The 16,041-nt window shown below is 60.7% G+C and carries 14 protein-coding genes; 6 read left to right on the forward strand and 8 right to left on the reverse strand.

The annotated features are described in order from the left end of the window. The first annotated feature begins 98 nt into the window (after positions 1 to 98). Entirely contained in the window at positions 99 to 1,238 is a 1,140-nt protein-coding gene (locus C8D82_RS04975; protein WP_116883173.1) for a helix-turn-helix domain-containing protein, read from the forward strand. Here C8D82_RS04975 and C8D82_RS04980 read toward each other — a convergent pair. Genes C8D82_RS04980 through C8D82_RS04995 form a run of 4 tightly spaced genes read right to left on the reverse strand, consistent with a single transcriptional unit; the run spans position 1,214 to position 6,270 of the window. After that, positions 1,214 to 2,011: an inositol monophosphatase family protein gene (locus C8D82_RS04980; RefSeq protein WP_116883174.1), complete on the reverse strand. Its 798-nt coding sequence runs from the start codon at positions 2,009 to 2,011 to the stop codon at positions 1,214 to 1,216. The genes C8D82_RS04975 and C8D82_RS04980 overlap by 25 nt on opposite strands. Positions 2,012 to 2,013: 2 nt before the next feature. Further along, complete coding sequence (locus C8D82_RS04985) at positions 2,014 to 4,443, reverse strand: hypothetical protein (protein ID WP_116883175.1); 2,430 nt, start codon at positions 4,441 to 4,443, stop codon at positions 2,014 to 2,016. Positions 4,444 to 4,448: 5 nt separating this feature from the next. Continuing rightward, complete coding sequence (locus C8D82_RS04990) at positions 4,449 to 5,153, reverse strand: prepilin-type N-terminal cleavage/methylation domain-containing protein (protein ID WP_116883176.1); 705 nt, start codon at positions 5,151 to 5,153, stop codon at positions 4,449 to 4,451. A gap of 7 nt (positions 5,154 to 5,160) precedes the next feature. Then, positions 5,161 to 6,270 (reverse strand): GntR family transcriptional regulator, encoded by a 1,110-nt coding sequence (locus C8D82_RS04995; protein ID WP_116883177.1) that lies wholly within the window; start codon positions 6,268 to 6,270, stop codon positions 5,161 to 5,163. Positions 6,271 to 6,550: 280 nt separating this feature from the next. Between C8D82_RS04995 and C8D82_RS05000 the strand changes: the two genes are divergently transcribed. From C8D82_RS05000 to C8D82_RS05020, 5 genes are all read left to right on the forward strand, one after another. Next, on the forward strand, positions 6,551 to 7,645 hold the full coding sequence (locus tag C8D82_RS05000; RefSeq protein ID WP_165832833.1) for a GntR family transcriptional regulator: 1,095 nt from the start codon (positions 6,551 to 6,553) through the stop codon (positions 7,643 to 7,645). 14 nt (positions 7,646 to 7,659) lie between these two features. Beyond that, on the forward strand, positions 7,660 to 8,475 hold the full coding sequence (locus tag C8D82_RS05005; protein WP_116883179.1) for a prepilin-type N-terminal cleavage/methylation domain-containing protein: 816 nt from the start codon (positions 7,660 to 7,662) through the stop codon (positions 8,473 to 8,475). A gap of 71 nt (positions 8,476 to 8,546) precedes the next feature. Continuing rightward, entirely contained in the window at positions 8,547 to 10,223 is a 1,677-nt protein-coding gene (locus C8D82_RS05010; protein WP_116883180.1) for an acetylxylan esterase, read from the forward strand. Continuing rightward, entirely contained in the window at positions 10,220 to 11,689 is a 1,470-nt protein-coding gene (locus C8D82_RS05015; RefSeq protein WP_116883181.1) for a glycoside hydrolase family 5 protein, read from the forward strand. Before C8D82_RS05010 ends, C8D82_RS05015 begins: the two co-directional genes overlap by 4 nt. Before the next feature lie 35 nt (positions 11,690 to 11,724). Then, positions 11,725 to 13,080, forward strand: coding sequence for a polysaccharide deacetylase family protein (locus C8D82_RS05020; RefSeq protein ID WP_116883182.1), 1,356 nt, complete (start codon positions 11,725 to 11,727; stop codon positions 13,078 to 13,080). Positions 13,081 to 13,108: 28 nt separating this feature from the next. On the opposite strand, the gene C8D82_RS05025 is transcribed toward C8D82_RS05020, so the two are convergent. The 4 genes from C8D82_RS05025 to C8D82_RS05040 form a co-directional block, all read right to left on the reverse strand. Then, positions 13,109 to 13,894 carry an MBL fold metallo-hydrolase gene (locus C8D82_RS05025; RefSeq protein WP_116883183.1) on the reverse strand — a complete coding sequence of 262 codons (786 nt, stop codon included), beginning with the start codon at positions 13,892 to 13,894 and terminating at the stop codon, positions 13,109 to 13,111. A gap of 62 nt (positions 13,895 to 13,956) precedes the next feature. Then, complete coding sequence (locus C8D82_RS05030) at positions 13,957 to 15,123, reverse strand: ABC transporter permease (protein WP_116883184.1); 1,167 nt, start codon at positions 15,121 to 15,123, stop codon at positions 13,957 to 13,959. After that, positions 15,120 to 15,629, reverse strand: a complete 510-nt coding sequence (locus C8D82_RS05035; RefSeq protein ID WP_116883185.1) for an NUDIX hydrolase — start codon at positions 15,627 to 15,629, stop codon at positions 15,120 to 15,122. The genes C8D82_RS05030 and C8D82_RS05035 overlap by 4 nt, the downstream gene beginning before the upstream one ends. A 20-nt stretch (positions 15,630 to 15,649) precedes the next feature. Further along, positions 15,650 to 16,003 carry a hypothetical protein gene (locus C8D82_RS05040; protein ID WP_116883186.1) on the reverse strand — a complete coding sequence of 118 codons (354 nt, stop codon included), beginning with the start codon at positions 16,001 to 16,003 and terminating at the stop codon, positions 15,650 to 15,652. Positions 16,004 to 16,041: the final 38 nt, after the last annotated feature.

Genomic DNA, 16,041 nt, shown 5'->3' on the forward strand with positions numbered 1-16,041 from the left:
TTTCCTTGAAAGTGCTTTGTATTCTGTTATATTATTATACCGGAAGAAATGTGCAAGGCAATACATAAAATTGATAGTTCCATATATATTTCACGAACATGCCGAAGAAAACCCCTTACATCCTGTGTGCGTTCAAGCAGCCGAACGACCAGTTGCTGCAGCCGATCTACGCTTTCGGTCAGCGGCAGGGCTGGCTGATCGAATTGTGTACGGAGACATTGCCGCAGAGCTGGCAAGGGGACGGAGTGATTTCCGACTACCTGACGCTGGAGGAACTGGCGGCGCTCCGTGATATCGGGAAGATTCCGGTGGTGTCGCGGATTCTGCCGCCGGGCGGCAATGTGCGTTCGGTGTTGAGCGACACCCGGGCGGTGGCGAGAGTGGCGGTGGATTTTTTCGCCGGACAGGGGTTCCGGGTTTTCGCGTCGGTTTCCGCCCGGGATTTTCCGGGGGAGGTCTGCGGCATCCCGGTCTCTCCGGGCCGGGCGCTGCTGGAGCTGACCCGGGAGCGCGGGTTGGAGTATCACGCGCACTATTGCGCTCCGGTGGAGGGAAATCCGCCGGCCTACCCGGAAATGGTGGCCGGAATCCGGGAGTTCCTGCGGAATTTGCCGAAACCGGCGGCGTTGACTTTAACCTCGGTATGGGTGGTGGCGCCGGTCTGGCGGGCGGTGGAGGAGCTGGAACTGCGGGTGCCGGAGGAGATCGCGATTCTGTGCAATTCCCAGCGCCCGTTGTACACCTGCTATACTCCGGTGCCGCTCTCCGGCATCAGCGGCGAACACGGCACAGTCGGGCTGAAACTCGCTGAAACCATGCAGAAAATGCTGGACGGCGATGACGTGCCGCTTGAGCCGGAGGTGGTTTCGCCGAGCGCGGTGATCCGCCGGGCCAGTACCGACATCATCGCGGTCCCCCACCTGAAGCTGGCCACCGCGATCCGTTTCCTGATCCAGAACTGCGGCACTTCGGTCGGCATCGGCGAAGCCGCCCGGTACGCGGGGCTGTCGCAGTCGATGCTGAACCGGCTGTTCCGCCGGTACCTCGGCCGGACCGCCGCCGGATTTCTGCAGCAGCTCAGGATCGACCGGATGAAGAACCTGCTGGACAGCACCGGACTTTCGTTATCGGAGATCGCGGCGCAGACCGGTTACTCCTCGCCGGTTTCGTTGTCGCTGGCTTTCCGCCGGGCGACCGGGATGCAGCCGGGAGCCTATCGCGAGCTTCGCCGCGGCTGAGATCGCTTTTCCGGGAAACAGCCGAGCAGCGCCGGGTGAAGCGTTCCATTGGTGGCGATGAATCCGTTGGCGGGCCAGTCGCCGCCGCCTCCGATGTCCGTGACCCTGCCTCCGGCCTCTTCGAGAATCAGCACCCCCGCGGCGATGTCGTAGGGTTGGAGCGCGAACTCCCAGTAGCCGTCGAAACGGCCCGCCGCGACGTTGCACAGATCGAGCGCGGCGGAGCCGCAGCGCCGGATGTCCTGCACCCGGCGGGTGATCTCCGGCAGGTAATCGAAGTTGTCGGGCCGCATCCGGGCGCGGACGCAGCCGAATCCGGTCGCCAGCAGCGCGCGTGAGAGTTCGCCGGTCGCCGAAACGCGGAGCCGCCCGCCGTTCAGGAACGCCCCCTTTCCGGCTTCCGCATGGAAAAGTTCGCCCAGCTCCGGCGCGCAGACCGCCCCGGCGACGGTTCGCCCGCGGTACTGCAATGCGATCGACACCGAGTAGTACGGAAAGCCGTGCACGAAACTGGTCGTGCCGTCGATCGGGTCGATGATCCAGCAATACTCCGCCGGATCGCCGGAGCGGCCCGTCTCCTCGCCGAAAATGCCGTGGCCGGGGTGACGGCGGCGGATTTCCGCGCAGATGAACTCCTCGACCCGGCGGTCGACCGCCGTGACCAGATCGGCGGAGCTGCGCTTGGTATGGATTTCCGCCTCCGATAGTGTCCGGCGTCCCTCCGCCGCCAGCTTTCCGGCGGCGGAGGCCAGTTCTCTGATGAAGTCGATCATGGTCAGCGCCGGTAGAAAATCCGAACGTTGCGCACACTGACCGCAATCTCGTCCTCCAGCGCGTTCACGCCGAGCCGGAGTTTCACGATTTTGCCGGTGTCGAGATCGGATGGGAATGCGATGAAGTGTTCTTTGTACTCTCCGGCGGGCCGGTCGGTCTTGAGGTAGACGTCTTTTCCCGCCTGCGGCACCGCCATCAGCAGCATCTGCTGCACGGCGGCGGGCTTGGAGACCTTCGCCTCGAAGGCGACGCCGAGCGCCCCGGCCAGCGACTCCTGCGGCAGCTGCAGCGTGTATTCCGGGTAGCTCCAGCGGTTGGCTCCGGCGGGAAAGCGGGTGGTGAAGCGGATCGCCTGTTCGGAGGCGTCATGTTCGATCGTGACGGTTCCGGCGGAGTTCCTCCGCCAGTTGGCGGGGTCGAGCAGTTGCGGCATTTCGATCTTCCGGCCCGAACTGTTCATCTCGGTGACGCTGCGGCAGGGGATCGCCAGCGGGGTCGCCCTGCGTCCGTTGAAAACGCCGTCGATCCGCAGTTTGCCTTTGAATTCCCGGTCGAGTTCCGGGGTGAAGGCGAGTTCGAGTTCGGTTTTGCCGAAGGGAGGGAGTGTGACGCCTGCCGGGATTCCGGTGACGGAACCGCCGGAGGCGGCGAGCGTCCCGCGCTTTTCCCGGTCCGACAGGTTCCAGACCTGCAGCCGGAACCGGGCGGGCGTTTTCTTCACATCCGCGCAGTCCTTGCCGACTGCAATTTGGAAATCGCCGGAGAGTTCGGCGCGGAAGATCACGGTTTTGTCGAACGCACTCTCCCGGTCGGGGCGCAGCACGGCCTGCGGCGCATGGAACGGGAGGTCCGCCCTGAGCGCATCAACCCCCGTCAGAAAAGCCGGATAGCGCGTCGCCGGAATACGTCCGGCCTCCGCCGTGAACGGCGTGCCGACCAGATCGACGCCCCGGATATCGCCGGAGAGCGGCAGCGCGAAGGTGCGCGCTTTGAGATCGGCGTTGGAGAGGCCCGGGCGCGGCTTGTCGGTGTCCAGCTCGGAGATGCACCAGTAGGCCAGAACCTTGCCGCCCTCTTTCCGGCGGTACAGGAAACCTTTCAGGCCGTCTCCGAGCCTGACCTCCCCTTCGGGCGCGGCGTTGCCGAGCTGGTCGACCAGCGTCGCGAAGGCGGCATAGCCGGGTTTCACCGTGAAATCCCGCCGCATCAGTCCCCAGTCCTTGTTGCCGCCGGTTTCGTTGTAGGGGGGCAGCACGAAAAAGAAATCGCGCGCGACGCCGAGCGACTGCATCGTGACCATCATCTTGGGCAGGTATTCGGCGATCAGCAGCTCCTGTTCGGGAGAGTGGGCTTTGAGGCCGGGAATATAGCTGCCGGTGCGTCCGGCCCCCTCCATGTTGGAGCCGTTCTCGGTGAACCAGACCGGACGGTCGGCGATATTATGGCGTTTCAGGTGGTCGCGCACGCTGCGGAGCGCCTCGGGAAATTCGCAGATGGGGCGGTAGGTATGGACATTGAAGATATCGAAGTATTCGCCCGCGCCGTTTTCCATGACCACATCGGCGTAGGGCAGCAGCGGCGTAAGCGCGTAGCCGCCGATTGCGACCGGCAGCTTCGGATCGGCGGACTTGAAACCGAGGGAGGCGGCTTTCAGCGCCGCCGCGTAATCCCAGGCGGCTTCGAGGGAAAAGCCGATGTCCTGCTCGTTCCAGAACTCCCAGACGGTCATCTTACCCCGGAAATGTTCCGCCGCCTTTTGGGCGAACCGATAGGTCGCGGCGAGGTCGACGGGGAGTTTGCCCTCCTTGCGCCTGACCCACTCCGGGGCGTGATGGTACATGCCGAGAACCTGGATGCCGCGCTCGGCGAGCAGGTCGGCGTTGGTCTGGTACTGCAGCCAGTCGTACTTGCCGGGAACAGCTTCCACTTCGGCCCAGTTCAGCCGTTCGCGCACCATCCGGAGCCCGGCGCGGCGGGCGGTTTCTGAGACGACTTCAAACGGCTTGTCCGGCTGCCGGGGATTCCCCGCATCGGGCCGGGCGAGCCAGCTTTGCGCGGAATCCATCGCGAAGAACTGCTCCGGGTTATTCTCCCGTCCGGCGGGATCGGGCACGACCGCGAAACCGCGGCTCCCGGCGCCGCCGGAAAGTTCCAGTTTGTAGTAGCCGTTCGGCAGCGGGGCCAGCAACAGCTTTTTGCGGCCGTCTTCCGGCCAGTCGCCCTGCCGGATGAGCCGGTTCCGCCAGTCGCGCAGTTGCCACTTGCCGGGAGAACGTTCCGGCTGCGTCCACCGGAACGCGAGTTGTTCCCCCTGCAGGAACGCGGCCCCCGGCGCTGAGGCCGTCACGGCGGCGGCAGTGTCGAACTCCGGCGCCGCGGCCGCCGCAAGGCAGAGGAACCCGCCCAGTATGGTTGAGATGGCTGTTTTCATATTCGTCACAGGTTCTGCAGGATTCCGTTGTGGAAGATCGCCTTGGAAAAGCCCATCTCCTTGAGTTCGCTTCTGCCCTGCGAGGCGACGTGCCCGTCGAAGAAGCTCATGTTGAGCCGCCCGTTGTGAACCGGGGCGATATTGCCGGGAGCGGTGTTCCACTCCGGCGCGTACTGGCTGATCGCGGTGCCGCCGTAGGTGGGATCGGTGAAGATTCCCATCGTGTCGGCGTGCATGAACACCTCCGAGGGGCGCTTCATGCGCGGAACCGCGTACAGAATGTAGTTCGTGCCGGTGACGCCGAAGCCGAAATCCCCCCACGTTTCCTTCTTCTTGTCGTAGAAGGTCGCGGTGTCGGGCGCGTTGTAGCGGTACAGCCCGTAGGTGGTGAAGCCGTTGAAACCCGCGGTCTTGCGGGGAACGCTCGGACAGTTGAAGATCACGCTTTTGGTCGCGTAGCCGCCCTCGATCAGCACCGACGACCACGGGGTTTCGCCGCCGGTGGCGGGAGCGCGGAACGCGACGGTCTGCCGGTTGTCGTCGGCGTAGAACAGCGAGGATTTATAGACCTGATTGAGACGGGCGACGCAGCTTGCGGAACGCGCCTTTTCCCGCGCCTGATTCAGTGCGGGCAGCAGCATCGAGGCGAGGATCGCAATAATGGCAATCACGACCAGCAGTTCGATAAGGGTAAATTCAGCTCTCTTCATGACTCGGTTACCTTTCCTGTTTGGGATTCGCCGGAGCGAATGAGTTTCCTTCGTGAAATTGCACGGCGGTCTGCACCGCGACGGGTAGAGCGTGCGGATTCAGGAGCCGCCAGTTGACCAGTTCGAGCGTCTTATACGCCTGATCGCGCAGCAGGACTGAAAACGCGGTGGGGCGGGGATAGTAGTAGTCCGCCTCCAGCCGGTCGCCGAACGCCAGCACCGAAACATCCTCCGGCACCCGCAGCCCGATCTGCCGGAGTCCCGTCGTGACCGCCAGATAGAAGCTCATCGGGCAGATGATCGCGGTGTAACCGGCCAGCTCCGCACGCCGTTCTTCAAACGCGCGGCAGATCAGGGGATGGGGCTGCCGGTAGAGCGGCACCTCGAACGCCATCAGGGCGGTGTTGTATTCGACCTGCGGGTATTTGCGGCGGAAAATCTCCTGGAAGCCTGTCATGTTGGAGTGGATCGTGACCGGCTCCCCGCCGTGCCGGGTCACCTGGTCCACCAGCAGAATCCGGCGGTGTCCCAGTTCGTACAACCGGTCGCAGGGAAGTTCCATCTGCCGGTCCTGCACGTAATAAACCGAATCGCGGCCGATCTCCCGGGCGCTGCCCTTGTTCACGACGACCGGCTTGGTCGAGGCGCGGAACTTCTCCCGCAGGAAAGCGGGCATCGCGGCCAGCTCCTGAATCACGGTCAGCACCAGCGCGTCGCAGTTCATCCAGAGGTCGTACACGGAACCGTCCTCCCAGCTGCGCACGTAGATCACCTTGAGCAGCCAGCTGTTCTCCTCGCAGGCCTGCGAATAGTGCATTACCGTGTCGAGGTTTTCGGGAGCGCCCCAGGCGGGCAGCACCAGTCCGAGAATCTTCTGCACTTTCTGTTCCGGAATCTCGTTGCGCACGAACGTGCCGCTGCCCTTGACCCGTTCGAGCAGCCCTTCGTCCACCAGCGCGCCGACCGCCTTGCGCATGGTCATATAGCTGACGCCGAGCCGGCCGGCCAGTTCCTGTTCGGGAGGCAGGGTGGCGCCCCTGGCGAAGTTGCCGATCCGGATCTCCTTCGCGAGCCACTCGCGGGCATGGTCCGCTTTGGTCAACCGCAGTTTGTCCATCGGAAAAACTCTTTCTGTTGGAAATGCTTTATAGAACTTGTCTATAATTATAGTGCATTTCTATAAAAATGTCAATAGGCAATTGCAACAAATCGTGAATTTTTAACGAAAGCGAAACATAGACCGCTTCGCCGGAGGGAGCGAAAAAGAGTGGAACGAATGGCCGGGAAACTGTTTTTCCGCAAATTTCTCTTGTTTTTTTCGGGACAAGTGTTGACTTCCCGGCCGAAATGTTATATAATATAAATGAAATACACGAATACACAATGCGGGAATGGCGATGAATCAGAAACTTCCGGAACAAGTCGACTCCGAAACGGTATATCAATATGTGGCCCGGCAGTTGCGGGATATGCTGGGCAGCGGGGAGATTCCGGTCGGCCAGCAGCTGCCCACCTATCGGGAGCTGGCGAAGCGGTTTCAGGTAAGTTTGAGCGTGATCCAGCGGGCGATGCGCCAGCTGAAGGCGGAGGCAGTCGTCTCCATCGCCCACGGGCAGGGGGTGAAGGCGGTCAGAATCGACGAGGAGTCGCGCATCCTGCCGAAGTTCGCGCTGATCCATCCGTACCGGATGCACGGTTTCGGAATCACGCTGGCGACACTGTTCAATCAGGTTTTTGAATCCCGCCAGCAGAAGTGCATGGCGATCTTGCGCTCCTCGCAGGGGGATTGCGCGCTGGAGCGCAAGCTGGCGACGAGCCTGTACCGCAACGGCGTGAACGGCCTGATCGTGTCTCCGGTGAATCCCGCTGAAAACCGGGAATTCTTCGAATCGCTCGCCAGAGAGATTCCGGTGGTGCTGATCGATCAGGTGTTCGAGGGGACGGCATTGCCGGCGGTGCTGCTGGATTACGCCTCCGCCGGCGGCGAAATCGGCGGCTACCTGCAGCGGCGGAAGTGCCGCAACGTGCTCGCCGTATGCAATGTTTCGGACAACGCCAGCTTGCGGGAATTGAACCGGGAATTGAGCGCGAGTATTGCGGCCCATACCTTCCGGCTGCCGCTTTTCGAGGCGGAAAAGCAGATGGAGAAAGGGGATTACACCCTGTTCGACCGGATTCAGGTGCAACTGATCGAACACATGGCGGCGAACGAATATGATGCGGTGTTCTGCCCGTTCGACTTTCCGCTGGAGTGGCTGCTGTTCGACGGCTTTCCGGCGGAACTGCGCCGCAAGGTCCGGCTGGTCACATTGCACGGGGTGTTTCCGGGGGTGCACAGCCGGGAATACTGCCGTGCCGGAATCGTCTCATGGGTGGCCCCCCATGATCAGCTGATCAGGACGGCGGTGACCCGCCTTGAAAAATGGCACTCCAAGAAGCACGCCCCCGTCGGGGTCAAAAAGATCAGACTGGTGTTTGAAGATCAACCATGAGCAAGGAGAATAAAATGAGATTGAATGACAACGGTTTCAAAATCAAAGCGATGATTTCCGGATTGAACAGGCGCTCCATGCCGTATCGTCATATGTTCCCGGTGAATATAAAATTCACGCTGATTGAGCTTTTGGTAGTGATTGCTATCATTGCCATTCTTGCTGCCATGCTGCTGCCCGCGCTGAACAAGGCGCGCGACAAGGCCAGGACTGCCGTCTGCATCAACAATCTCAAACAGCTGGGGGTGGGATTCACGCAATATTTCGGCGACAACGACGATCTCCTGCCGCCGTTGGATACCGCCAGCGCCAACAATCCGCCGAGCTGGACCTGTTACCTGATGGGGCCTAATCCGAGTTCTCCTGCCGCGCCGTGGACCAGCGGTTATCAATTTACGGGCGGAAGATATGTCACGAACAGTCTGCTGCGTTGCCCGGCACAGACCGGGACGTTCGACATGATCGGCGTCGCCGCTCAATGCTGGTGGATGAATGCGCCGCATTATGCGGTGCTGTCAACTGTTTTCCAGCGCGACACCGGCAGCCGGATGAAGCTTTCCCGGATCAAACAACTCGGGGAAAAATTTCTGCTGGTTGACATTCAGGCGGTCAACAGCGATCTTTCGTTCGCAGAAAGAGGCGGATTGCGCTGGCGTCCCGACATGGGACCGGGACCGGACTGGCCGACGGTTTCTCCACGGCATGGCGGTGCAGTCAACGTGCTGTATTTCGGCGGTAATGTGACGGCGCATCCGACCGGAAGTGCCGCTCCGTGGAAGTGTGATCCGTTTCAGACGACATCCGATGACGGCATTCATTGGAAAAATTGAACAGGAAAAGGAGTGAAAAAGTGAAAGCAGTCTTTAGGTTGGTATGCGCTGCTTGCTGCTGGACGGCGATTATGGTCGCCGCAGAACCGGTCGCTGTCAGACTTGACGCGCCGGAAGTACGGCGGCAGTTGAACAATACAACACGGAAATTGACGGAAACGGGGGAACTGGTGTTTCAACATGCCGCACCCGCGAAGAGCTGGATCGGCATTCCGATTGATCCGGCCCTGATTGCGGGCCGGGAACTGTTCTTTTCCGTGAAAGTCGGTGCGGAGGGACTTCCGACACCCGTGGCGAATGGGAACGGCATTATGGTTCAGCTTCATTATACCAAGACGGACGGCGGGGAGCAGTTTCTGCGTCTGAATGTGCCGAATGCGAATTCTCCCCTGACGCGCCATTCGCTCAAGGTGTGTTTTCCGGAGGGAGTGAAAAAGGCGGGACTCGATCTGGCGCTGCTCAATGTTTCCGGAACCGTCCGTTTCTGCGAGCCGATGTTTCGGGATGCCCTGCCGGTGAAGGATTTCAGCAGGTTCACCGTTGCCGGAGCCACCGATCGTGAAGAGGCGCTTTACCGGGAGAATGAACCCATGAAGTTCCGTTTTCAGGCGCTCAACGACGGCAAACCGGTTGAAGCTCGCCTCCGTCTTGTGCGGGCAGGGGATGACGGCAAAGAGGAGAGTCGGATCATCGAAGTCGCACCCGACCGGCCCCTGGAATATGTCACATCGCTGGATCGTCCCGGATATGTCATGGTGCGCGCCATGCTGTTGGATGAGAACGGCGAACCGGTCAGGCGGGTGCCGCGTCCCGGTGCCGGAGCCCGGCCGGTCCAGTATGGGCTGGCGGCCGGAGTCGCTCCGGAGAAACTTCGGCAGGGAGTGCCGGAACCGGAGGATTTCGATGCTTTCTGGCAGGAGGAAATACGGAAACTGGCGGCTGTGCCGTTGAAGGTGCTTGAGAAAAAAGCGGTGGAATCCGATGACGCGGTCGATGTTTTCGACGTAAAGCTCTCCTGTGCGGGCGACCGGCCGGTCTCCGGTTATCTCACGGTGCCGAAGGCGGCGAAGGAAGGGAAAAAATTTCCGTTGCGGCTGCGGTTCGACGGATATTCGGTACAGAGCGCCCCGCTTTATCGCGACAGTGGATATATCACTTTTTCCGTCAACCCGCACGGAATCGAAAACGGACGCGAGGCGGCTTATTATCGGGAGCTTCAACACAGCGTTCTGGCCGGATACGGTTTCCGCAACGAGGAAAATCAGTCGCCGTTGACCACCTATTTTCACGGAATGATCCTGCGTGGGCTGCGGGCGGCGGAATTTATTAAAACCCTGCCGGAGTGGGACGGGAAGAAACTGGAAATCATCGGCGGCAGTCAGGGAGCGTTTCAATCGGTAGCCGTTGCCGGATTGACCGGCGGCGTCACCGGCTGTTCGATCCAGATTCCGTGGTTCTGCGATCTCGGCGGAATCAAGGTCGGGCGGGTACGTGGCTGGCGTCCCGATCCCGCTCCGGGACTTCTCTACTACGACACGGTGAATTTTGCCGGGCGCGTCAGGTGTCCGGTACGAATTGACGCCGGACTTTCCGACTGGGTCTGTCCGCCTTCCGGAGTCCGGGTGCTTTACAACAACCTCAGATGCGACAAAGAACTGATTTTCCGGCAGGGGCTTGATCACGCGGTTTATTTCGGCTATGACCGGAATGCGACGCCGCGCGTCATCGCGAAGGAGGCCGGAAAATGATGAAAACAACAGCCGTATTGCTGCTTGCCGTCCTGCTTGCCGTTCTCGCTGCGGCCGCCGAGTCGCCGCGCATTATCTGGGAGTGGAACGCGAAAGACGGCGCACCTGCCGGGGCCGAGTTGGTCCGGCAGCCGGGAGAACCGGCCTTTTTGCGGGTGCGTGGTCCGGCGGCTCCCGCTTTTGCAATCGACGGGGCGTTGCTCAAGGGAAAAATGGTGACGGTCGAGGGGGTGGTGCGCGGGGAAAAACTGGGCCGGAAATTCGGTGATTGCCTCAAACTGATTCCTGACTACCGGCCATTTGATAAATACCGCGAAAACTGGGGATACCGTCCGGCGCCTCCGGTAGCGCGTGAGAAAAGTGATTGGGAACGCAGTTTCGGATCGTGGCGGATTCCACCCTATGCCGGAAACTTCAAACTGGTGTTGGGGGATGCCGGACAGGAGGGAGTGGCCGATTACCGCGAAATCCGCATTCTTGAAGTTCCCGCTCCGGAAGCGCCGGCCTCCGGGGTGAATCGCGCGCCTTTGCAGAAAACGCCGAAGTACCGCGGGGCAATGGCGGGAAATCTGAAAAATGAGGAAGATTTCCGGATTTTCGCCGAAGAATGGGGCGGAAACCTGATCCGGTGGCAGTTCCTCCAAGGCGGCCCGGCGGTTTTTCCCGATGCCGAAAGTTACCTGAAGTGGGGCCGCGACCGGATCGGGGAACTTCGCCGGGTGCTTCCTTTCTTTCGCAAATACGGAATCAAGGTCGTGATCGATCTTCATCGCTCTCCCGGAGAAATGAATGATATCAACAATAATCTCGGACTCTGGACGAAGGAACGGCAGGACGCGGTTCTGCGGCTCTGGCGGGAGATTGCCGCCGCCTTCAACGGCGATCCGGTTCTGTACGGCTATGATCTGGTCAACGAGCCGATCGACAAAGTCTATGACGTGCGTTCCGATGCGTTGGATTGGGATCGTTTCGCTGAAAAACTGGCGCGGGAAATCCGTTCCATCGATCCGGTTACGCCGATCATCGTGGAGACTTCCTACAATCCGCGTCCCCTGAATTTGCCCAACATCATCTATTCACCGCATTTTTATGAACCCGGCGAATATACGCATCAGGGAATCCGCGCCCGGTCGATGGTGGGGCCGTATCCCGATCCGGCGAAGGGGTGGAACCGCGAATGGATCAGATTGATGGCCGAACCCATGCGGCAGTTCCAATTGAAATACAACGTGCCGATTTATGTCGGAGAGTTCGGCGTGATCCGCTGGGCGCCCGGCGGTGCGCAATGGCTCGATGACTGGATCTCGGTTTTCGAGGAGTACGGCTGGGACTGGAGTTTTCACGCTTACCGGGAATGGTCGGGCTGGAGCGTGGAACATTCCGATGACAAGAATTTGGAACAGCCGGTTTCCGATACTGCGCGCAAACAGGTTCTTCTCAAATATTTCAAACGCAATACGCGGTAATTTTCCGCGAAAACAATCCGGAAAAGGCGAATAGAATGGATCGGATGATAAAACTGTTTGTTCTGGTGATGTGGTGCGCGGCGGGAACATTTCCGGTCCTGGCAGGCAATCCGCTGCTGTTGCCGGAGTATGTTCGGGAATACCGGGTGGAGTTTTCTTCGCAGGAGGAAGCCGCCGCTGCAACCATGACGCTCAGCGCACTTCCTCCCGGCAAAAACGTGCTGTTCTCCTGCCGCTGGGATGACAGCAACGACCGCCATTTGAAAACGGCGGAGGTCATGCGTGAAACCGGCTGTCCCGGTACATTTTACCTCTGTCAGGCCGGGCCCAACTATTACGCGGGAACGATGAAAACACTGGTGGATGGCGGCAATACCGTCGGCAACCACACTCTTTCCCATCCCCGGCTGACCGAAGTGGGAGCCGCCAGGCTCTGGAATGAAATTTTTGAAAATCGCTATTTGTATGAAGTGCGTTCCCAATTGCCGGTGACGGCATTCGCGTTGCCGTTTTGTGCGTGGCGCCGGAAAGATGATCCCACGGCCGCCGCGAGAATCGGGAAGGCGCTGCGCCATGCCGGAATGCTGGGTGCGCCGGAATACTTTCGGGATCAGGCTGTTCCTTATGGTTATCCCGTAGGCAGTTTCGTCAATTCATTTCTGATCACTCCCGGAGATCGTGAACCGGATGAGGAACGTTTCTTCGTTGAAGTGGAACAATTTCTGCGCCAGGGTGCGACTCATATCACGCTGGGAATGCACAGCAACCACACTCCGGCCGGACTGGAAAAATTGCGGCGCATTCTGGCATCGTGCGCCCGGCGTTCCGATTGGCATTGTTGCACGGAAAATGAAGCGATTGCCAGAATTTCAGGTGCGGCTTTTACGCGCGTGGAAAAATTGCATGCAGACGGTGCCGTCGCCGTATTCCGTCTCACCGGGCCGACCCCCGCGTCACTGGGCTGGAATGCCCCGCTGACCGGCTGCGTCGGCGACCGCCGGATCGAACTGCCGCATACTATGCCGATGCCGAAAGCAATCGGTCTGTTTCTGAACAGGAACAATCTTTCAGGTCGGCTTTTTAAGTGCGCGGAAAGAGTGCCGTTCCGGGCCGGTCTTTTTCTTGACCCGGCCGGTTCGACCGTGCTGCGGCTGGAAAACACGGGAGGCGTCTTTTGTTCTGCAACTTCGGGGATATTGAGATTGCCCGGCGAAAACATCCGGTTCACGATTCCGGAATTGGAACCCGGCCGGCAGGCTGTCATTGAAATTCCGTTCCATGCGGATGCTCTGGTCGACGGTGAAATCGCGGTGGCAGCGGAGCTGGATGTTGAAGCCGGGGAAGAAATCTACCGGTTGTGGATTGCAACCCGCGGAAACTTCAGAGAATAAAAGAGTATATGAAAAACGCGCGGTGAACTCAGCGCAGCTCCATGCCGTCGAAGGCGAGTTCGAAGCCGGTCCCGGCGATCTTGCGCCGCCGCTCCTCCTCAGTCGCGGGCCACAGCGTGCGGGCGAGGTGGTCGAGGATGATGCGCGTGCGGGGAGTGACGATGTTCAAATTGCGGAGCGTTTCGATCATGTGAACCGCCATCGCGAGGTCGGTGTGCTCGAAAATGCGGAAGTCGCCGGAGTCGGCCATCGTGCAGTCCATCACGATCCAGTCGAACCTGAGGTGTTCGATCAGCCGGACCGCCTGCTTGAGCATCCACGCCCCGTCGAGCGCGTAGAGCAGATTGCCCGCCGGGGTTTCAAAGCAGAAGTGAAACGCCTGTTCTCCCGGAATGTTGGTCAGGTGATTGGCGGGCAGCGCGGTCACGGCGGTTTCGCCGAGCCGGAACTTCATGCCGGAATGGAGCGGGAATGCCGCGATGCCCGGAATGCCGCCAAGTTCGGCGACCGCTTCGGCGGAGGCGTAGACCGCCAGCGGCGTCGGCCGTCCCGCGGCGAGCACCGCGATCTGTTCCGGCAGGAAATGGTCGTCGTGGGAGTGGGTGATCAGCAGCGTGTCGATCGCAGCACAGGAGATGCCGAACCGCTCCAGATTCCGCAGCCCGGTGATGCCGCAGTCGATCAGGATATGGCCGTCGAGCAGCGAGCTGGTGCTGCCACGCACGCCCTCCTCGCCGAAGCGGTTCCAATCGTAGTCGGCGGCGCCGGTTCCGAGCAGTTTCAGGTTCAATGCGGGCGGAGTCTGTTCGTTCATTTCCAAATTTCCTTGCTGGCTGAAAGTATTACAATACAGCCGGATCAGGGAAATTGCAAGCGTCAGCGCGGCGCGAGCGCCTTGCGCAGCCCTTCGCCGGTGAAGTTGAAGGCGAGTACCGCGATGAAGAGGGCGAGGCCCGGAAACAGGGTCAGATGCCAGTAGGCGAGCGGATCATCGAACGCCTGCCGCAGCAGTCCGCCCCAGCTGGCAGTGGGCGGCTGGACGCCGAAGCCGAGGAAGGAGAGCCCGCTTTCAGCGAGGATCGCCCCGGCGACGCCGAAGGTGAAGCTGATCAGGATCGGTCCGGCGATGTTGGGCAGCAGATGCACCAGCATCGTGCGCCACACCGGGATGCCGACCACTTCGCAGCTCTGGATGTAGGGGAGCGCCCGCTGTTTGAGCACTTCTCCGCGCACCAGGAACGCGAGGCCGATCCAGCCGGTCAGCCCGATCACCGCGATCACGATCAGGATCGACTGCTCGAACTTGCGGTCCTTCAGGATCGACATCAGGATCAGCAGCAGGAGGAAAGTCGGGAAGCAGAGCAGGATTTCGACCAGCCGCATCACCAGCAGGTCGAACCAGCCCCGGTAGTAGCCTGCCGCCATGCCGACGAGAGTGCCGATCGCCAGCGCGATCGCGGTCGCGAAGAGTCCGACGGCCAGCGACGCGCGCGCGCCGTAGATCATCCGGGAGGCGACGTCGCGGCCGATGTCGTCCGCACCGAGCCAGTGGGTGCGCCCCGGCGCTTCAAACGGGGCCGCGACGATTTCAAAGGGGCCGTAGGGAATCGGCGCAAAGACCGCATGGGCGCCGGACTGCTCGACCTGCCGGCGGTAGTCGGTCTTGTCCAGCCGGGGTTGGGTCAGGCAGAAAGGAAGCACCAGCAGAGCCGCCGTGACGGCCAGCAGAAGCCGCCGCAGCCGCCGGGGACGGACCGGACGCAGCACGCCCCACGCGATCAGGAACAGCAGCAGGTAATTGAACACCTGTTCAACCAGATATTCGGAGCTGTCAGGGGCGAAAAAGGTGCGCCAGAACGGCAGGGAAATCCCGTCCCCGCCCCAGACGAGCAGCGGTCTCCCGTTGGCCAGGAGCGGCGCGAAAACCGCCGGGAGCAGCAACAGCAGGATGCCGACGGTGCCGATGCGCGCCGGCCAGTCGCTCCAGAAACGTTTCAGCGCCTCGCGGAACGGGGAGTGCAGTTGCGCCTGCCCCTCGCTCACAGAAAGCCTCCGTCGAAGAGCCGCTGCAGCTCAGTGACCAGATTCGGCGTGAATAAGGAGTGACTGGCGGGATCTTTCAGCTCGTCGGCGCTCCAGAAACGGACTTCGTCGATCTCCGCGCGCTGAAATTCAAAGGGACCGGCCAACGTGACGCCGAACACCCGGGTATCCTCCGATTCGATTTCATTGCGGATCTGCGCATCGAACAAATAACGCAACGTTACCGGGGCTTTCCAGCCCAGTTCCTCGGCAAGTTCGCGCCTGGCTCCGGCTTCATAATCTTCGCCCGGCGCAAGGTGGCCGCCGACGGCGGTATCCCATTTGCCCGGCTGGATGTCCTTGGACATGGAACGTTTCTGCAGCAGGATGCGCTTCCCGTCCGGATGGAACACCACCACGTGGCTGGTGTGGTGGAGCAGCGAGGGATTGCCGTGGCACTCCCGGCGCGGCGCGACGCCGATCCGGTTTCCGGCGGAATCGTAGATATCGAACAACTCTTCCATCATCCCTCGGTGTTCGCGAGAACTTACTTGTTTTTGGCCTTCAGTCCATCGACATAAGCGGCCATGTTGTCCTTCAGCTTACCGAGGGACTTGCCGATTTCATCGGCCTGGGCGCGCAGGTCCTTGGCCTTTTCGCCAAGCTGCTCCTGCAGCGGGATTTCCTTGATCTGGTCCATGACTTTGGCCAGCTCTTTGCTCTTTTCTTCGATCGCCTTCTTGTAGACTTCGATCTGCTTTTCGATCCTGGCGGCATCCCAGCTGGCGACTTCCGACTTGATCTGTTCGGGGGTCTTGTTCTCATCGGCCTTTTCGCCGCAGCCGGTGAGCATTCCGACCGCCAGCATGGCTCCGAACAGTGACAACGTGACTTTTTTCATGATTCGACTCCTTGGTTGTTTGTTATCGCGGCATACGC

This window comes from Victivallis vadensis, from assembly GCF_003096415.1.
In the GTDB taxonomy this organism is placed as follows: domain Bacteria; phylum Verrucomicrobiota; class Lentisphaeria; order Victivallales; family Victivallaceae; genus Victivallis; species Victivallis vadensis.

Coding starts and splice junctions, on each gene's coding strand:
- C8D82_RS04980 (WP_116883174.1), bottom strand. CDS start 2,011: ATGATCGACTTCATCAGAGAACTGGCCTCCGCCGCCGGAAAGCTGGCG.
- C8D82_RS05005 (WP_116883179.1), top strand. CDS start 7,660: ATGAGATTGAATGACAACGGTTTCAAAATCAAAGCGATGATTTCCGGA.
- C8D82_RS04985 (WP_116883175.1), bottom strand. CDS start 4,443: ATGAAAACAGCCATCTCAACCATACTGGGCGGGTTCCTCTGCCTTGCG.
- C8D82_RS05015 (WP_116883181.1), top strand. CDS start 10,220: ATGATGAAAACAACAGCCGTATTGCTGCTTGCCGTCCTGCTTGCCGTT.
- C8D82_RS05040 (WP_116883186.1), bottom strand. CDS start 16,003: ATGAAAAAAGTCACGTTGTCACTGTTCGGAGCCATGCTGGCGGTCGGA.
- C8D82_RS05025 (WP_116883183.1), bottom strand. CDS start 13,894: ATGAACGAACAGACTCCGCCCGCATTGAACCTGAAACTGCTCGGAACC.
- C8D82_RS04975 (WP_116883173.1), top strand. CDS start 99: ATGCCGAAGAAAACCCCTTACATCCTGTGTGCGTTCAAGCAGCCGAAC.
- C8D82_RS04995 (WP_116883177.1), bottom strand. CDS start 6,270: ATGGACAAACTGCGGTTGACCAAAGCGGACCATGCCCGCGAGTGGCTC.
- C8D82_RS05020 (WP_116883182.1), top strand. CDS start 11,725: ATGGATCGGATGATAAAACTGTTTGTTCTGGTGATGTGGTGCGCGGCG.
- C8D82_RS04990 (WP_116883176.1), bottom strand. CDS start 5,153: ATGAAGAGAGCTGAATTTACCCTTATCGAACTGCTGGTCGTGATTGCC.
- C8D82_RS05000 (WP_165832833.1), top strand. CDS start 6,551: ATGAATCAGAAACTTCCGGAACAAGTCGACTCCGAAACGGTATATCAA.
- C8D82_RS05010 (WP_116883180.1), top strand. CDS start 8,547: ATGGTCGCCGCAGAACCGGTCGCTGTCAGACTTGACGCGCCGGAAGTA.
- C8D82_RS05035 (WP_116883185.1), bottom strand. CDS start 15,629: ATGATGGAAGAGTTGTTCGATATCTACGATTCCGCCGGAAACCGGATC.